Origin of the sequence: Rhodococcus sp. NPDC058639, assembly GCF_042717545.1 — a bacterium.
Lineage (GTDB): Bacteria > Actinomycetota > Actinomycetes > Mycobacteriales > Mycobacteriaceae > Rhodococcus.
In genome coordinates, this window is record NZ_JBHXRF010000009.1 from 149,053 (window position 1) to 165,614 (window position 16,562).

General features: G+C 68.4%; 14 protein-coding genes. 1 reads left to right on the plus strand and 13 read right to left on the minus strand.

What is annotated here, in order from left to right:
* Positions 1-120 precede the first annotated feature (120 nt).
* Complete coding sequence (locus ACFWU2_RS18715; protein WP_378609252.1) at positions 121-1,137, plus strand: hypothetical protein; 1,017 nt, start codon at positions 121-123, stop codon at positions 1,135-1,137.
* 19 nt (positions 1,138-1,156) lie between these two features.
* Here ACFWU2_RS18715 and trmD read toward each other — a convergent pair whose 3' ends face one another.
* From trmD to ACFWU2_RS18780, 13 genes are all read right to left on the minus strand, one after another.
* A complete protein-coding gene (trmD, locus tag ACFWU2_RS18720; RefSeq protein ID WP_378609255.1) occupies positions 1,157-1,864 on the minus strand; it encodes a tRNA (guanosine(37)-N1)-methyltransferase TrmD in 708 nt (235 codons plus the stop codon).
* Positions 1,865-1,868: 4 nt separating this feature from the next.
* The gene (gene rimM / locus ACFWU2_RS18725) at positions 1,869-2,462 is read right to left on the minus strand and encodes a ribosome maturation factor RimM (protein WP_378609523.1); all 594 of its coding nucleotides are present in this window, start codon (positions 2,460-2,462) and stop codon (positions 1,869-1,871) included.
* A 10-nt stretch (positions 2,463-2,472) separates the two neighbouring features.
* Positions 2,473-2,715, minus strand: coding sequence for an RNA-binding protein (locus ACFWU2_RS18730; RefSeq protein ID WP_072698641.1), 243 nt, complete (start codon positions 2,713-2,715; stop codon positions 2,473-2,475).
* Positions 2,715-3,149, minus strand: coding sequence for a 30S ribosomal protein S16 (gene rpsP, locus ACFWU2_RS18735; protein ID WP_169620536.1), 435 nt, complete (start codon positions 3,147-3,149; stop codon positions 2,715-2,717). Before rpsP ends, ACFWU2_RS18730 begins: the two co-directional genes overlap by 1 nt.
* A gap of 172 nt (positions 3,150-3,321) precedes the next feature.
* Complete coding sequence (locus tag ACFWU2_RS18740; protein WP_378609259.1) at positions 3,322-4,428, minus strand: amidohydrolase family protein; 1,107 nt, start codon at positions 4,426-4,428, stop codon at positions 3,322-3,324.
* Positions 4,429-4,434: 6 nt separating this feature from the next.
* Positions 4,435-6,003, minus strand: a complete 1,569-nt coding sequence (gene ffh, locus ACFWU2_RS18745) for a signal recognition particle protein (RefSeq protein ID WP_378609262.1) — start codon at positions 6,001-6,003, stop codon at positions 4,435-4,437.
* Positions 6,004-6,115: 112 nt separating this feature from the next.
* The gene (locus ACFWU2_RS18750) at positions 6,116-8,629 is read right to left on the minus strand and encodes a [protein-PII] uridylyltransferase (protein ID WP_378609292.1); all 2,514 of its coding nucleotides are present in this window, start codon (positions 8,627-8,629) and stop codon (positions 6,116-6,118) included.
* Positions 8,619-8,957 carry a P-II family nitrogen regulator gene (locus tag ACFWU2_RS18755; RefSeq protein WP_169620532.1) on the minus strand — a complete coding sequence of 113 codons (339 nt, stop codon included), beginning with the start codon at positions 8,955-8,957 and terminating at the stop codon, positions 8,619-8,621. The genes ACFWU2_RS18750 and ACFWU2_RS18755 overlap by 11 nt, the downstream gene beginning before the upstream one ends.
* A gap of 89 nt (positions 8,958-9,046) precedes the next feature.
* Positions 9,047-10,354, minus strand: a complete 1,308-nt coding sequence (locus ACFWU2_RS18760) for an ammonium transporter (RefSeq protein WP_378609295.1) — start codon at positions 10,352-10,354, stop codon at positions 9,047-9,049.
* Between the two features lie 267 nt (positions 10,355-10,621).
* Complete coding sequence (ftsY, locus tag ACFWU2_RS18765; protein ID WP_378609298.1) at positions 10,622-12,136, minus strand: signal recognition particle-docking protein FtsY; 1,515 nt, start codon at positions 12,134-12,136, stop codon at positions 10,622-10,624.
* Positions 12,137-12,148: 12 nt separating this feature from the next.
* Positions 12,149-15,775 (minus strand): chromosome segregation protein SMC, encoded by a 3,627-nt coding sequence (gene smc / locus ACFWU2_RS18770; protein ID WP_378609301.1) that lies wholly within the window; start codon positions 15,773-15,775, stop codon positions 12,149-12,151.
* Between the two features lie 22 nt (positions 15,776-15,797).
* Positions 15,798-16,079: an acylphosphatase gene (locus ACFWU2_RS18775; RefSeq protein WP_169620528.1), complete on the minus strand. Its 282-nt coding sequence runs from the start codon at positions 16,077-16,079 to the stop codon at positions 15,798-15,800.
* Between the two features lie 7 nt (positions 16,080-16,086).
* Positions 16,087-16,524: an OsmC family protein gene (locus ACFWU2_RS18780; RefSeq protein WP_169620527.1), complete on the minus strand. Its 438-nt coding sequence runs from the start codon at positions 16,522-16,524 to the stop codon at positions 16,087-16,089.
* Positions 16,525-16,562 lie beyond the last annotated feature (38 nt).

Genomic DNA, 16,562 nt, shown 5'->3' on the forward strand with positions numbered 1-16,562 from the left:
CTACATTTATCCTTGCGAAGCTCCCCGGGCGCCACATCGGGTTCCGGACGACGGAGCATCGACGGCGGACGCGTGGACGCATGGTGCTGCGCGCCGCACAATGGCCTACAGGAGCAAACGATGAATCGGGGTCGCCGGACCGGTGCTCGGTCGTACGCAACGGTGCTGCTTGCAGCGGCAACGGTAGCTGCGTGCGGATCGCAGTCCGACGGGTCGAAAGAGATCGTGCCGGCTCTTGCCGCGCTGAACCCGGGTGTCACGGTTACCGACGGTGACGGGTACGCGGACCTCGCCCTGCAGATGGGTTCGTCCTCGCTCGACGTGGAGTCGCTCACCGACCGCATCGAAGCAGCGGCAACCCTCGCGGAACGCCGGGGTGCCCGGATGACCATCGCCGTGCTGGATCGCACCACCGGCGCACGCACGGTGGGCGGCATCGACGAACCCGTGGAAACCGCATCGGTGGTGAAACTGTTTCTCGCCGACGACCTGCTGTTCCGCGAGTCGACCGGCGAGGTGACACTCACCGAGGACGACTACGACCTCATCGAGAACATGCTCCGCTCGTCCGACGACACGGCCGCGAGTCTTCTGTGGGCGCAGCACGGTGGTTCGGAGATGGTCTTGCGGGTCGCGGAGCGGCACAACCTCACCGGGACCACGCCGCCGTTCTCATCGTGGTGGTGGAACACGACGACCACGGCATCGGACCTGCTCACCTGGTACGCCGATGTGCTCGGTGGTCGCGGCGGGCTCGACGACGAGGCGCGCGCCCGGATCATCGGATATCTGACCGATTTCACACCGACAGGATCGGACGGGTACGACCAGACGTTCGGCCTGCCCGAAGGGCTGCCGGGCATGACCGGTCTCGGGGTCAAGCAAGGCTGGATGTGCTGCCTCGACGGCGAGTGGGTGCACCTGTCCACCGGCTTCTTCGGCGAAGACCATCGTTATGTGGTCGCTGTGACGTCACAGGAAGAGGTCACCTACGAGGAGGGTGATCCCGAGTTCGGCACGGGAATCCTGCCGGATACGGCCCTCTACGATGTGACCTACGACGGAAGCGCCCGTCATGCGCGCGAGACGGTGTCGATGGCGGTGGAGACGATGCTGGGCAGCAGCGCCGACCGCTGAGCGGCACCGGGCAGGGCGGTCAGCTCTCGTCGGGCAGCAGGTCGGGTCGGCGTTCCCGGGTGCGGGCGAGCGATTGCTCTCGGCGCCAGGCGGCGACCTTCGCGTGGTCGCCCGAGAGCAGCACCGCCGGTACGTCCAGTCCACGCCAACTGGCGGGCCGCGTGTAGCTCGGTCCCTCGAGGAGTCCGTCGGAGAACGAATCCTCCTGGTGCGACTGCTGATTGCCGAGGACGCCGGGGAGCAACCTGACGACGGCCTCGACCATGACGAGTACCGCGACTTCCCCGCCGATCAGTACGTAGTCCCCGATGCTCACTTCCTCCACGCGCACGCGGCGGGCAGCGTCGTCGAAGACGCGTTGGTCGATACCTTCGTACCTCCCGCACGCGAAGACGATGCGCTTCTCCTGCGACCAGCGCTGGGCAGTGGCCTGGTCGAACGGCCGCCCCGCGGGGGTGGGGACGACGAGCAGGACGTCGGGGTCGGTGTCGCCGTCGGGACCGGCGAGCACATCGTCGAGGGCAGGCCCCCAGACGGTGGGTTTCATCACCATGCCGGGACCCCCGCCGTACGGCGAGTCGTCGACGGCCTTGTGGACGTCGTGCGTCCAGTCTCGGAGGTTGTGGATGTCCACGGAGATCAGGCCTTTGTCTATGGCCTTGCCGAGGAGGGCTGCACGCATCGGTGCAAGATATTCGGGAAAGATGGTGACGACATCGAGTCGCACGGAACTACCTGTCTCCCTTGCTGTTCCGCTGCGACGCCTTCGACGGCGGCTCCCCGAAGTCGGGGTCGAGCAGCCCTTCGGGCGGATCGATCTCGATGACACCGTCCGCGAGAGACACGGTCGGCACGATTGCGGTCACGAACGGGATCAGCAGTTCTGCGCGCTCGTCGTCGGCGGGACGGAGCGAGAGCAGTTCACCGGCGGCCGTGTGCAGCACCTCGCGCACGGTGCCCACCACGGTGCCGCCGTCGGGCCGGCCGGCGACGATGCGCACCGACAGCCCTTCGAGTTCGTGATCGTAGAATTCGTCGGGATCGTCGGAGGGCCCTAGGTCGTCGCTGTCGACGACGAACAGGGTTCCGCGCAGCGCGTCCGCCGTGCTGCGATCGTCCACCCCGTTCAAGCGCAGCAGAAGCCGCCCGGAATGCTCCCGGGCGGCTTCCACCGTGTAGTCCTGCAGGTTCTTCTCGCGGGGTTTGCGGCCACGCAGGACCGCACCCACAGCAAAGCGTTCCTCGGGTTCGTCGGTGCGAACCTCGACGACCACCTCACCCTTGATGCCGTGCGACTTCGCCACCCGGCCCACCACGAGCTCCACCTGCATGCGCCTATCGGTCGGTGTCGACGACGTCGACGCGAATGCCCCGGCCACCGATGCCCGTGACGAGGGTCCGCAGCGCGGTGGCGGTACGCCCACCACGGCCGATCACCTTGCCGAGATCGTCGGGGTTGACGTGAACCTCGACGGTGCGTCCCCGTCGGCCTGTGATCAGGTCGACGCGGACGTCATCGGGGTTGGCGACGATTCCACGAACAAGATGCTCGACGGCGTCGGCGACCACGGTGCTCATTACTCGGCGGCCTCGGTGGACTCGGCCTCGGTGGCCTCTTCCTTGGCAGCCTTCTTCTTCTTCGGGGTGGTCGCTGCGGCGGCCGGCTCGTTCTCGGCCTGCGCGAGAGCGGCCTGGAACAGCTCGAGCTTGGACGGCTTGGGCTCTGCGGTCTTCAGGGTGCCCTCGGTGCCCGGCAGGCCCTTGAACTTCTGCCAGTCACCGGTGATCTTCAGAAGGTTGAGGACGGGCTCGGTCGGCTGTGCGCCGACGCTCAGCCAGTACTGCGCGCGCTCCGAATCGATCTGGATCAGCGACGGCTCTTCCTTGGGGTGGTACTTACCGATCGTCTCGATCGCCCGGCCGTTGCGACGGGTACGCGAGTCCGCGATGACCACGCGGTACTGCGGGTTGCGAATCTTGCCGAGACGGGTGAGCTTGATCTTCACAGCCATGGCTGAGTTCTCCTTCGAAGCGCACAAGGCGCATGTCACGTGCAATTCGGACGGCGCACCCTTTTGGCACGCCCGGTTTTGCCTCTAACCTGTGACCGTCGCGCGGTACGTAACCGGATGCGACGACAGCGGTCCATTCTGCCAGATCGCCGAGCCAGGACGAAACCGGAGGTCACGCGAGTGACGCACTCCGCGTGACGACCGCACCGCGGAGGACGACGAGATCCGGACGTGCTGCTGCCGGGTCCCGGCGCGGGTCCTCGGCGTAGACGATGAAGTCGGCGGGAGTGCCCGGTTCGAGGCTGGGGTGCCCGAGCCACGCCCGGGCCGCCGACCCGGCCGCGGCGAACGCCTCGGTCGGGTCCAGACCCACCCGGCCGAGTGCCGCGATCTCGTCCGCGATCCGGCCGTGCCGGACGTGCCCACCGGCGTCCGTGCCGGCATAGATGGGGACCCCGGCGTCGTGGGCCGCGCCGATGGTGTCGGCGACGCGGGCGTGCAGGTCCCGCATATGCGCGGCGTACACCGGGAAACGCGTTGCGGAATCGGCGATTTCGGGAAAGTTGTCGATGTTGACCAACGTGGGGACAAGCGCGGTGCCCGCTGCCGCCATGATCGCGATCGTCTCGTCGGTCAGGCCGGTGCCGTGCTCGATGCAGTCGATCCCCGCGGCGAGCAGACCGGGCAACGCGTCTTCACCGAACACGTGCGCGGTGACGCGTGCGCCCTCGCGGTGTGCCGCGGCGATCGCCTCGGCGAGGATGGCATCGCTCCACAACGGCGCCAGGTCGCCGGTCCCCCGGTCGATCCAGTCGCCGATCAGTTTGACCCAGCCGTCACCGGCGCGCGCCTGCCTCACCACCTCCGCGGGAAGTTGCGATTCGTCGTCGAGTTCGACCGGCAGACCCCGGATGTACCGCTTCGGGAGTGCGATGTGACGGCCGGCGCGGACGATGCGCGGCAGAGCCGGATCGTCGTCGAAGCTGCGCGTGTCGGCGGGAGACCCGGCGTCGCGGAGCAGGAGGACCCCCGCGTCCCGTTCGACGATCGCCTGCGCACGTGCACCGGCGGCGTCTTCGATTCCCCCGCCGTAGCGAATGCCGACGTGGCAGTGCGCGTCGACGAGCCCGGGCAGAATCCAGCCGTCGGCCGAGATCGTCTCCGCGCCGGGTATCGGCTCGGACTCAAACATGCCATCCGAGCCGACCCACAGGTCGACGGGCTCACCGTCGAGCGTCTTTCCCCGAACCGCGAATGCCTCGGCGGTCCCCCCTGCCATCGGTCGCTACTTCTTCGGCATCTTGAACTGCGAGAAGTCGAATCCTTCGAGGCCCGGAGGCAGCTCGTCGAGCCCCTTCGGCATCTTCGACAGGTCGGGCATGCCACCCGGGAGCCCACCGGGCAGGCCTGGGAAGCCTCCGGGCAAGCCGCCCCGCAACTTCGGCTGGGTGGGGCCGCGTCCGCCCTTCTTGCCCTTCTTGCCCTTCTTCGACCGCTGGTTCTTGCGAGAACCCATGCCCATCTGCCCGGCCATCGCCGTCATCATCTTGCGGGCTTCGAAGAAGCGGTCGACCAGCTGGTTGACGTCGGAGACCTTCACGCCGGAACCGTTGGCGATGCGGAGACGACGCGAACCGTTGATGATCTTCGGGTTCGCCCGCTCGGCCGGGGTCATGCCGCGGATGATCGCCTGGATCCGGTCGAGCTGCTTCTCGTCGACGTTGGCCAGCGCGTCCTTCATCTGACCCGCGCCGGGCAGCATGCCCAGGAGGTTCGCGATCGGCCCCATCTTGCGGACGGCCATCATCTGGTCGAGGAAGTCCTCGAGCGTGAGCTCTCCCGAACCGATCCGGTTGGCGGTGGCTTCGGCCTGCTCGGCGTCGAAGACCTGCTCGGCCTGCTCGATGAGGGTGAGTACGTCGCCCATGCCGAGGATGCGGCTCGCCATGCGCTCGGGGTGGAAGACGTCGAAGTCTTCGAGCTTCTCACCGGTCGACGCGAACATGATCGGCCGGCCGGTCAGCTCGCGGACGCTCAGTGCGGCGCCACCGCGCGCATCGCCGTCCAGCTTGGTCAGCACGACGCCACTGAATCCGACGCCGGCGCGGAAGGCCTCGGCGGTGCTGACGGCATCCTGGCCGATCATCGCGTCGAGGACGAACAGCACCTCGTCGGGATTCACCGCGTCGCGGATCCCGGCGGCCTGAGCCATCAGTTCCTCGTCGATACCGAGACGACCGGCGGTGTCGACGATCACGACGTCGTACTGCTTGCTCCTCGCTTCGGCGATGCCCTGTTCGGCCACCGCGACGGGGTCCGCCGCCGTGATGCCCAGAGCGTTCTCGCCACCGCCGATGGACGTTCCCGGGTGGGGCGCGAACACCGAGACCCCGGCGCGTTCACCGACCACCTGAAGCTGCGTCACGGCACCGGGCCGCTGCAGGTCGCAGGCGACGAGCAGTGGCGTGTGGCCCTGATCCTTCAGCCACTTCGCCAGCTTGCCGGCGAGCGTCGTCTTACCGGCACCCTGCAGACCGGCGAGCATGATGACCGTCGGAGGGGTCTTCGCGAAGCGCAGCCGGCGCGTCTCACCGCCGAGGATCGTGACGAGTTCCTCGTTGACGATCTTGACGACCTGCTGCGCGGGGTTGAGCGCGCCGTGCACCTCGGCACCCTTGGCGCGTTCCTTGATCTTCTTGACGAACTCGCGCACAACGGGAAGGGCGACGTCGGCCTCGAGAAGCGCGAGGCGGATCTCGCGGCACGTCGTGTCGATGTCTGCGTCGGACAGGCGTCCCTTGCCCCGCAGGTCCTTCAGGACCCCTGTCAACCTGTCGGAAAGGGATTCGAACACCGAATGCGCTCCTGGGCTATGACGAAGATGCGGACAATTCTGCGAACCAGGGTAGCCGCTCCCGATACACGAGCATCGAGTGCGGCCACCCAGTCGGCAGGATCACGGTCGTTCAGGACTCCGTTGCGGGCTTCTTCGGCTCGGCCGTAGGCAGGACGGCGAGGAGTTCGCGCTCGAGGCGCTCCCGCGACGCTCGCGTGTCGAGCCCGGTCAGGTCCACTCCGAAGGCGTCGACCACGGTCGTGCCGAGCGTGGTCACCCGCGCCCAGAGCACGTCGGCGCCGACCCGTTCGAACACATCGGCCAGCCTGCACAACAGTCCGAGGCGGTCCTCCGCGCGCAGTTCGAGCACAACCTGTCCGGGCTCGGACGCGTCGAACCAGATCAAGCGCGGTGGCGCCTGCGCGTACATGCCGGGCACGGCGTGCTCGGCCCGCTCCGGAGTCCGCCCTTCCCTCGCGGCGCGGTCTTTCGCGTCCAGTTCGGAGAGCAGATCCAGGTCTCCGGATCGAGCTCGGCCGAGTTCCTGCCGGAGCAGGCTCGCCTCCGGTGGTCCACCGAATCGGGGCACCACCACGAAGGTGTTGACCGTGCTGCCGGCATGGCTGCCGATCGACGCGGACAGCACCCGGAGTCCGTGCAGGGCAAGGACACCCGCCTCGTCCGACAACACACCTCGTTCATCGGGAGCGATGAAGGTGGCCTCGTAGCTGCGGCCGTCCTCGCGCGGATCGAGCGCGACGTGCGTGGCGCCCTCCGCGGCCAGCGCCGCCAGTTCCGGATCGATGGGATCGGGAACGGGAAGCTCCTCACCGGCCATCATCATGCGGCACCGCCGCACCAGTTCCCGCATCAGCGACGCCTTCCAGTCACCCCACACCCCGGGGCCGGTGGCCTGTGAATCGGCTTCCGCAAGCGCGTGGAGCAGTTCGAGCAGGACGGGGTCACCGTCGAGTGCCTCGACCACAGACGCCACCGTCTCGGGGTCGTCGAGGTCACGCCGGGTCGCGGTGTGCGGCAGCAGCAGATGGTGCCGCACCATCGCGGTGAGCATGCCGAGATCCGACGGCCACAATCCCATGCGCCGGCCGATCTGTTGGGCCAATTCGGCCCCGACGACGCTGTGGTCGCCACCCCTTCCCTTCCCGATGTCGTGGAGGAGGGCGCCGAGGACGAGCAGGTCGGGACGCGCGACGCGCGTCGTCAGTTCGCTCGCGTACACCGCGGTTTCGACGAGGTGCCGGTCGACCGTCCACGTGTGGATCGCGTCGCGCGGCGGCAGATCGCGCACCGCGCCCCATTCGGGCAGCAGCCGGCCCCACAGACCCGTCCGGTCGAGCGACTCGATCACGTCCACGGCGCGTCGCCCGGAACCGAGCAGCACCAGCAGGTCGTTGAGCGCTTCCCGCGGCCACGGTTCACGGAGCTCGGGTGCGTTGTCCGCGAGCCTGGTCAGGGTGGCCGCGGAGATCGGCAGGCCGGACTGCGCCGCTGCGGCAGCGACCCGCGTGATCAGTCCCGGGTCGCGTCGCGGGTGTGCGTCCCGCGCGAGAGCCACCTCTCCCCCGTGCTCGACGACGCCCTCGTCGAGTGGCCTGCGCACCGGTCCGCGCCTCAACCTCGACAAGCCCTTCCGGGGCAGCGAGTTCGCGGCGGTCCGGAGCCCGACGTCCACCGAATAGCTCACCGTCCGTGCGGATTCGGTGAGTACACGCGCGAGGTCGAAGCGGTCGCCGATGCGGAGCGCCGCCCCGATCTCGTCGGCGTCCTGCGCGCGGAGCTGGTCGCGGCCGCGTGCCGCGACGCGGTGGAGTTCGGTACGCACGTCGAGGAGCCGGCGGTGCGCGGCGGCGAGACCACCGCCGGGCACGTCCGGACCGAGTCCCGGCATGCCGTCGGTGAGCTGCGCGACGGACAGGGCATTGAGCAGCTGTACGTCCCGCAGCCCTCCGCGACCGCTCTTGAGGTCGGGTTCGGCGCGGTGCGCGATCTGCCCGCTGCGCCGCCATCGGGTCTCTGTCATCTCGAGCAGCTCGTCGAAGCGGGAGCGGATCCCGGTACGCCACTGGCGCCGCACCCCGCCGATCAGCAGGTTGCTCAGCTCGACGTCACCGGCGATGTGCCGGGCCTCGAGCATCCCCAGCGCTGCCGTCAGGTCCGAGGAGAACACCTGCAGTGCCTGCGGGACCGTGCGCACACTGTGGTCGAGTTTGATGTGGGCGTCCCACAGCGGGTACCAGAGCTTGTCGGCGACCTGGGACACCACGGCGCTGTCCATGTCGTCGTGAAGGAGGATCAGGTCCAGATCCGAGTACGGCAGCATCTCGCGCCGGCCCAGACCACCCACCGCGACGATCGCGAATCCACAGTCGTGCTTGATGCCGAGCTCGGCACCCTTCGTGGTCAACCAGAATTCGTGCAGGTCGACCAGTGCGTGCCGGAGTGCGGGCGTATCGAGGCGCCGGTTTCGGGAGGTGCCGGCCAGGAGGGCATCGCGGGCGGCGGCGAGGTCGGCCGCTCCGGAATGTGTGGTGTTGTGGCCCGAAGACACCGAGGGCCCCGGTCCCGCCGCCGAAGCGGCGGGGCCAGGGCCTCGAGTTCCGGACCCGTTGGGGTCAGAGTGCATCCGTTCCTCGTTCTCCGGTACGAACTCGGACCACCGACTCGACGGGGGTGATCCACACCTTGCCGTCGCCGATCTTGCCGGTGCGAGAGGCCTCGACGATGGTCTCGACGACCTTCTCGACCGCCGAGTCGTCCACGACAACCTCGACGCGCACCTTGGGCACGAAATCCACGGAGTACTCGGCGCCGCGGTACACCTCGGTGTGACCCTTCTGGCGCCCGTATCCCTGCACCTCGCTGACGGTCATGCCGAGCACGCCCGCCTGTTCGAGACCCGCTTTGACATCCTCGAGCGTGAACGGCTTGATGATTGCCGTGATCAGCTTCATATCCTCATCCTTCCCAGTGCCCACTGGCTACTGCGATCACTGCCCGCTGTCTTGGTCTTCTTATCACTTCGGTGCGTTGGAGAAGTCGTTCACTTCAACGCGGTGGCGAAGTCGTATGCGGATTCCGCATGCTCGGCTTCGTCGATTCCGCGGGCTTCTTCCTCGTCCGTCACACGCCAGCCGAGCGGCTTGAGGGCGTATGCAATCACGAGCGTGACGACACCGGTGAACACCAGGGCGACGACCGCGATGACGATCTGGACCACGAGCTGCTTGTAGTCGCCACCGTAGAACAGGCCGGTCTCGGTTCCCAGGAATCCGATGGCGACGGTGCCCCACAGGCCGGAGACGAGGTGCACGCCGACGACGTCGAGCGAGTCGTCGTACCCGAACTTGTACTTCAGGCCGACGGCCAGAGCGGACAGCACACCGGCGATGACACCGAGGGCGATCGAGCCGACCGGGCTCAGCGAGCCGGCTGCCGGAGTGATGGCGACCAGGCCGGCGACGGCACCCGACGCGGCACCGAGGCTGGTGGCCTTGCCGTCACGCAGTCGTTCGGTGAGGAGCCAGCCGAGGATCGCGGCGGCGGTGGCGGTGGTGGTGTTGACCCAGGCGAGACCCGCGGTTCCGTCTGCGGCGAATGCCGAACCCGCGTTGAAGCCGAACCAGCCGAACCACAGCAGGGCGGCGCCGAGCATGACGAACGGGAGGTTGTGCGGGCGGAACGCGGTGCGTCCGAAGCCGGCGCGCTTGCCGACCACCAGCGCCAGCACGAGGGCTGCGACACCGGCGTTGATGTGGACCACGGTGCCACCGGCGAAGTCGATCGGGGAGACCGTGGCAACGAGCCCACCTTCACCGTCGTCCGACGTGCCGAACAACTTGGCCGCGAGTCCGTCTTCCGAACCGGAGAGCAGGCCGCCACCCCACACCATGTGGGCGAGCGGGAAGTAGGCGCAGGTGACCCAGATCGCCGCGAACGCCATCCAGGTACCGAACTTGACGCGCTCGGACAGAGCGCCGCTGATCAGCGCGGTGGTGATGATCGCGAAGGTCACCTGGAAGCCGATGTCGATGATCTGCGGGTAGTTGCCGAGACCGGGCAGGAACTCGCCGCTCTCGTCGTAGATCGCGCCCTGCAGACCGAAGTGCTGGAACGGGTTCGCGAAGATGCCGGCGATGTCTTGCGAGCCGTAGGACATCGACCAGCCCCACAGGACGTAGATGACGCCGATCACGGCCATCGCCCCGAACGACATCATCATCATGTTCAGGACGGATTTCGCCCGGGACATTCCGCCGTAGAAGAACGCCAGGCCCGGTGTCATCAACAGCACGAGCGACGCTGCCATCAGCATCCATGCTGCGTCCCCGGTGTTCACCACTTCCTCCACTTGCAACCTCCCTGTTGGTCGCGCCGGACGGCGCGTCGTCATCGAGGGAAAGCTTGGCGGCGACATGTTTCATCGGAAGCGCCGCACTGTTTCGGAGGTGTGAACGACGAACTGGACTGTGTTTCGTCTGTGTTTCGCCCGCGGAGAACAGCGGTGCGCGCATGGCAAATTCGCTTGTTTCGTCCGATTCACGCGCGGACGTGATATGCGAGTGGCCGCTCCCCTCTGTCGAGGGAAGCGGCCACATCGAGCGTCGCGGCGGTACCGTCAGCCGAGCAGAGCGTCCACGAATGCCTCCGGCTCGAACGGCGCGAGGTCGTCGGCGCCCTCTCCGAGACCGACGAGCTTGACCGGCACACCCAGCTCGTGCTGAACCTGGAACACGATGCCACCCTTGGCGGTGCCGTCCAGTTTGGTGAGGACGACACCGGTGATGTCGACGACGTCGGCGAACACCCGGGCCTGCATGAGACCGTTCTGGCCGATGGTCGCGTCGAGCACGAGCAATACCTCGTCGACCGCGGCCTTCTTCTCCACGACTCGCTTGACCTTGCCGAGCTCGTCCATCAGGCCGACCTTGGTGTGCAGGCGCCCCGCGGTGTCGATCAGGACCGCGTCGACACCGTTCTCGATCCCCTTCGCCACCGCATCGAACGCGACGGCGGCAGGGTCGGCGGAATCCTTGCCGCGCACCACTTCGGCGCCCACGCGTTCCGCCCAGGTCTGCAACTGATCTGCCGCAGCGGCACGGAAGGTGTCTGCGGCGCCGAGAAGCACCCGGCGGCCGTCGGCGACGAGCACGCGGGCGAGCTTGCCGGTGGTGGTCGTCTTTCCGGTGCCGTTGACGCCCACCACGAGCAGCACGGCCGGATGGTCCTTGTGCGGCAATGCGCGGATCGACCGGTCGAGTTCGGGCCGCAACTCGTCGACGAGGACGCTGCGCAGCAGGGCGCGCGCCTCCGCCTCGGTACGGACCGTGTTCAGTGCGATCTGTTCGCGCAGACGGTCGACGATCTTGGTCGTGGTCGCGGCACCGAGGTCTGCGACGAGCAGCGTGTCCTCGATCTCCTCCCACGAGTCCTCGTCGAGGTCGCCGCCGCCGAGCAGCCCGAGCAGGCTCTTGCCGACCGCGGACTGCGAGCGGGCGAGGCGTCCGCGCAGGCGGACGAGCCGTCCCGCGGTGGGTTCGATCTCGTCCAGGTCGGGCGCGGCCGGTGCGGCGGGCTCGACCGGTGCCGGCGCCAACTCCGTCTCGACGGTCGTCTCGGTCGTCGGCTGCGTCACGACGACGGGTGCGACGGGCTCCGTGGTCTCGGGAGCTGCCTCGGGCGCGGGAGCGGTCTCGGGCGCCGTCTCGGATGCGGGAGCAGTCTCGGGTGCGGGAGCAGTGTCGGGCGCAGTCTCAGGTGCGGGTGCGGTCTCGGGAGCTACTGCGGGCTCGGCCGGACCGGTTTCCGGCGGGGCGGCCGGCGGGGTCGGCTGCGCCGGAGCTTCGGTGACCTCCTCCGGCAACGGCACGGTGCGCGGTGCGGGTGCCTTGTCGGGCGCCGGCCGCTCGACAGGCTGTGGCGGCGCTGTGGCCGTGGGCCCCTGGGTGAAACTGAACCCGCTCTGCGCCGTGTAACCGCCGGAGCGGTCCTTGGTGTCGGCGGTGTCGAGCTCAGGCGTGTCCTTCACCTGGAGCGACACCTGTCGACGCCGGTACAGCGTCAGACCGACGACGAGCGCAACGAGAACAACCGCCAGGGCGGCCGCGATGATTATCCAAGCTCCGGTACTCACGCCCCCATACTGTCAGGCTTGCGCCTCTTCCTCCGGTCCGGGGACGGGTGTCGGGACGTTCTGGCCGCGCATGCGCTGGGAGATGACACGGGTGATGCCGTCGCCGCGCATGCTGACGCCGTAGAGCGCGTCGGCCACTTCCATCGTGGCCTTCTGGTGCGTGATCACGATCAACTGGGATTTCTCCCGCAACTGCTCGAACAGTCCGATCAGCCGCCGGAGATTGGTGTCGTCCAGTGCGGCCTCGACCTCGTCCATGACATAGAACGGGGACGGTCGGGCCCGGAAGATCGCGACGAGCATCGCCACCGCGGTCAGCGACTTCTCGCCACCGGACAGCAGCGACAACCGCTTGACCTTCTTGCCCGGGGGCCGTGCCTCGACCTCGATCCCCGTGGTGAGCATGTTGCCGGGCTCGGTGAGCACCAGCCGGCCTTCACCGCCGGGAAACAGCTTCGCGAACACCTGCTCGAATTCGCGTTCGACGTCCACCCACGCCTCGGTGAAGATCTGCAGGATCCGGGCGTCCACCTCGTCGACGACGGCCAAGAGGTCCTTGCGGGCGTTCTTGACGTCCTCGAGCTGAGTGGCCAGGAAGTTGTACCGCTCTTCGAGGGCGGCGAACTCTTCGAGTGCGAGGGGATTGACCTTGCCCAGCGTGGTGAGATCCTTCTCCGCGCGCTTGGCTCGCCGCTCCTGGGTCGTCCGGTCGTAGGGCATGGGTTGAGGCGCGACCACCTGCTCCCCCCGCTCACGAGCTTGCTCGTACTCCGCGATCTCCACCTCGCTCGGAGGCAGCGGCACATGGGGTCCGTATTCCGCGACCAGATCGTCGAGCGCGATGCCGTACTGCTCGAGAATCGTCTGCTCGAGCTGCTCGATCCGCAGCGCCGCCTGAGCACGGGCCACCTCGTCGCGGTGAACGGAGTCGGTGAGCTGATCGCGCTGCGTGGTGAGCTCCCGCACGAGTGCACGCGCGTGTTCCAGTTTCTCGGTGCATTCGGTGCGCAGGCGCGTGAGTTCCTCGCGGTGGGCGAGTGCCTCTGCGACAACTGTCCCGAGATGCGCCGAGACCCGGCCTCCCGCTTCCGCGACCGCCGCGGCGACCGCAGCGGCCTGTCGCCGGCTCCGGCGGGCACGCTCGGCCCGGGCGCGGGCCTCCCGTTCGGCCTGTGCGGCGCGCCGCAGAGAATCGGCTTTACCGCGAAGGGATTCCGCGCGTTCCTCGGCCGTACGAGCCGCGAGCCTGGCTTCGACCTCGACTGCACGCACCTCGGCCAGGGCCGCAGCAGTCATCTCACGCTCGGCCGCGGTCGAGTCGGTGCCGCTGCCGTCTCCAGTGCCGGACTGTTCGTCTTCTGCGAGCCGCAGCCGTTCTTCGAGCTCGACGAGTTTCTCCCGCGCGGTGTCGCGTTCCTTCTCTGCCGCCGAACGCTGAGCGGAGAGCCGTTCCGATTCGGCGTGCGCATTCCGCGCCACCTGCCCGAGCCGCCCCAGCTGCTCGTACACCGCCGACATCGCGGCATCCGACTCGTTGAGTGCGGCGAGGGTCTGCTCGACGTGCTCGGCGCGATCTTTCTGTTCGGTGAGCGCTCCGGCGAGCGCCGCCGCAAGTTCTTCGGACCGCCGGACCGCGCGGTCGAGACCGTCGCGAGAAGTATCGATCGCGGCCTGGATCTCGAGGGTGCTCGGCGCACGATCCGATCCGCCGATCACCCAGCCGGAACCGGCGAGATCTCCCCCGCGGGTCACCGCGCGCAGGTCGGGGCATTGAGCACACACCTCTGCCGCTGCGTCGAGATCGTCGACGACGACGGTGCGGGCAAGCAGTGCGTCGAGCGCTCCACGCAGGTCCGAGGGGCAGTCGACGACGTCCCGGACCCAGCGCGCGCCGCTCGGTGGGTCGCCCGCATCGCCGGGGCCGGACGCGTCCGCGGCGACAAACGCAACCCGTCCTTGGTCGGCTGCCGCGAGGGCGGCCACCGCATCGTTCGCGGACCGCACCGACGCCACCGCGAGGGCATCGGCGGCGGGTCCGAGCGCGGCCGCGACCGTGGCCTCGTACCCGGGCGTCACCCGCAAGCGCTCGGCGAGAGATCCGAGCAGTGCTCCTCCGGTGTCGTTGCCGAGCAACCAGGCAGCGCCGTCCTTACGTTCGAGTCCCATCGACAGTGCGTCGATGCGGGCCTCGAGCGAGGCGACCTCCTTGCCGGCTGCGCGTTCGGCTTCCTGCAGTTCGGTGACCCGCGCGTCGGCGAGGCGCTGCGCAGCGACCGCCCGTTCGTGTTGTGCGTCCGCGTCGATCTCCCCCGCGTCGAGGTCGGCGATACTGCGTTGCGCGGTTTCGAACTCCGCCTGAGCCTCGACGCCACGCAAGCGTGCTTCTTCGATCGCGACGGTCAGGCGCGCGATCTCCGAGTCGACGGAGTCGGCGCGGGTGCGGAACGTGTCGACCTGCCCGGCGAGGCGTGCGAGCCCCTCGCGCCGGTCGGCGATGGCACGCACCGCCGCCATGTGTGCCCGTTCGGCGGCGACTGCGAGTTCTTCCTGCGCGGCGAGTTGTTCCCGCGCGGCCTCGAGCGTTCCGTGCGCGATCTCGACAGCTTCGACGAGTTCGGCCTCCTCGGCGGCGATCCGGTCGGCGCGGGCCTCCATCTCGTCGGGGTCCTGCCCGGAGCGGTCCTCGGGTTCGCTGTGCAGGTGGCGGGCACGCTCCTGCGCGACCCGCACTGTCGCCGACACCCGTTCGGCGAGTGCGGACAGCCGGAACCAGGCCTGGGACGCGGCCTCCGCGCCCGGAGTGAGCTGCGCCAGCGACTGCTCGTGGTGGGCGAGTTCGATATTGGCGTCGTCGAGGGCGGCCAGGATGTGGTCGAGGCGTTCCCGGATCGTGCGTTCCTGCTCGTCCTGGCCGGCGAGTTCCGCGCGGCGGGTGACGAGGTCGTCGGCGGCGAGCCGCAGCCGCGCGTCGCGCAGATCGGCCTGGATGCTCTGTGCACGGCGTGCGACCTCCGCCTGCCGGCCCAGCGGTTTGAGCTGGCGGCGCAGTTCCGCGGTGAGGTCGGTGAGCCGGGCGAGGTTGGCCTGCATCGAGTCGAGCTTGCGGACGGCCTTTTCCTTGCGGCGGCGGTGTTTGAGAACACCGGCAGCCTCTTCGATGAAGGCGCGGCGATCTTCCGGGCGCGACTCGAGGATCGCGGCGAGGCGTCCCTGTCCGACGATGACATGCATCTCTCGCCCGATGCCGGAGTCGGAGAGCAATTCCTGCACGTCCATGAGGCGGCACGAGCTGCCGTTGATCTCGTATTCGCCGGCGCCGTCGCGGAACATGCGCCGGGTGATGGAGACTTCGGAGTATTCGATGGGAAGTGCGCCGTCGGCGTTGTCGATCGTGAGGGTCACTTCGGCGCGGCCGAGTGCCTGCCTGCCCGCGGTGCCCGCGAAGATGACGTCCTGCATCTTGCCGCCGCGAAGCGCCTTCGCGCCCTGCTCCCCCATGACCCAGGTCAGGGCATCGACGACGTTGGATTTGCCGGAGCCGTTCGGTCCGACGACGCAGGTGATACCGGGCTCGAAGCGCAGAGTCGTCGACGACGCGAAAGACTTGAAGCCCTTCAGCGTCAGACTCTTCAAGTGCATGGGAGAGAACCTTACCGGCGACTCAGCGCTCGACGAACCCGGTCAGCCCGCCCCGCGCAGGTTCCCAACTCTCGACGACAAGCCGGACCTCGCCCGGCGTCCCCGGCGAGCGGAGCAGATCGAGGAGGCGTTCCAGGTCTGCGAGCGGACCTTCGGCGATGACGAGGACCCGCCCGTCGGGGTGATTGGTGGCGTGACCGACCAGACCGAGTTCGAGTGCGCGCGCCCGCGTCCACCAGCGGAATCCGACGCCTTGCACGCGTCCGTGCACCCACGCGGTCAGGCGCTGCGGTGTCTCGGTCACGGTGCCCCTATGCGTCCGGAGTGATGGTCAGCGTCACCTGGGTGCCCCGCTCGAGAGTACGGCCGACGGTGCACACCTTGGCGATGGAACGCTCGACGAGTGCGATCAGTCGTTGCTGCGCGTCGGCGTCGAGTTCGGACATATCGACCTCGAGGTTCTCCGCCAGGTGCGGGTAGACCTCGTTCTCACGATCGGCGGCACCTGCGACGCGGATGGTGGCGTCGTAGTCGTCGCCGAGCCTGCGGGAGAGCGGAAAGTCCGAACTCATTCCCGAGCATGCGGCGAGTGCGATCTTGAGCAGTTCTCCGGGAGTGAACACACCTTCGACGCCCTCGGAACCGATGGCCACTTCGGCGCCGCGTGAACTGCGGCCGGTGTAGCGACGGGTGCCGGTGCGCTCCACCCACAACTCGGTGGGCGCGGTATCAGGAGTCGGGTCAGCCATACCGGGAATCCTGCCATGCGGGGCCGACACGGACCGCA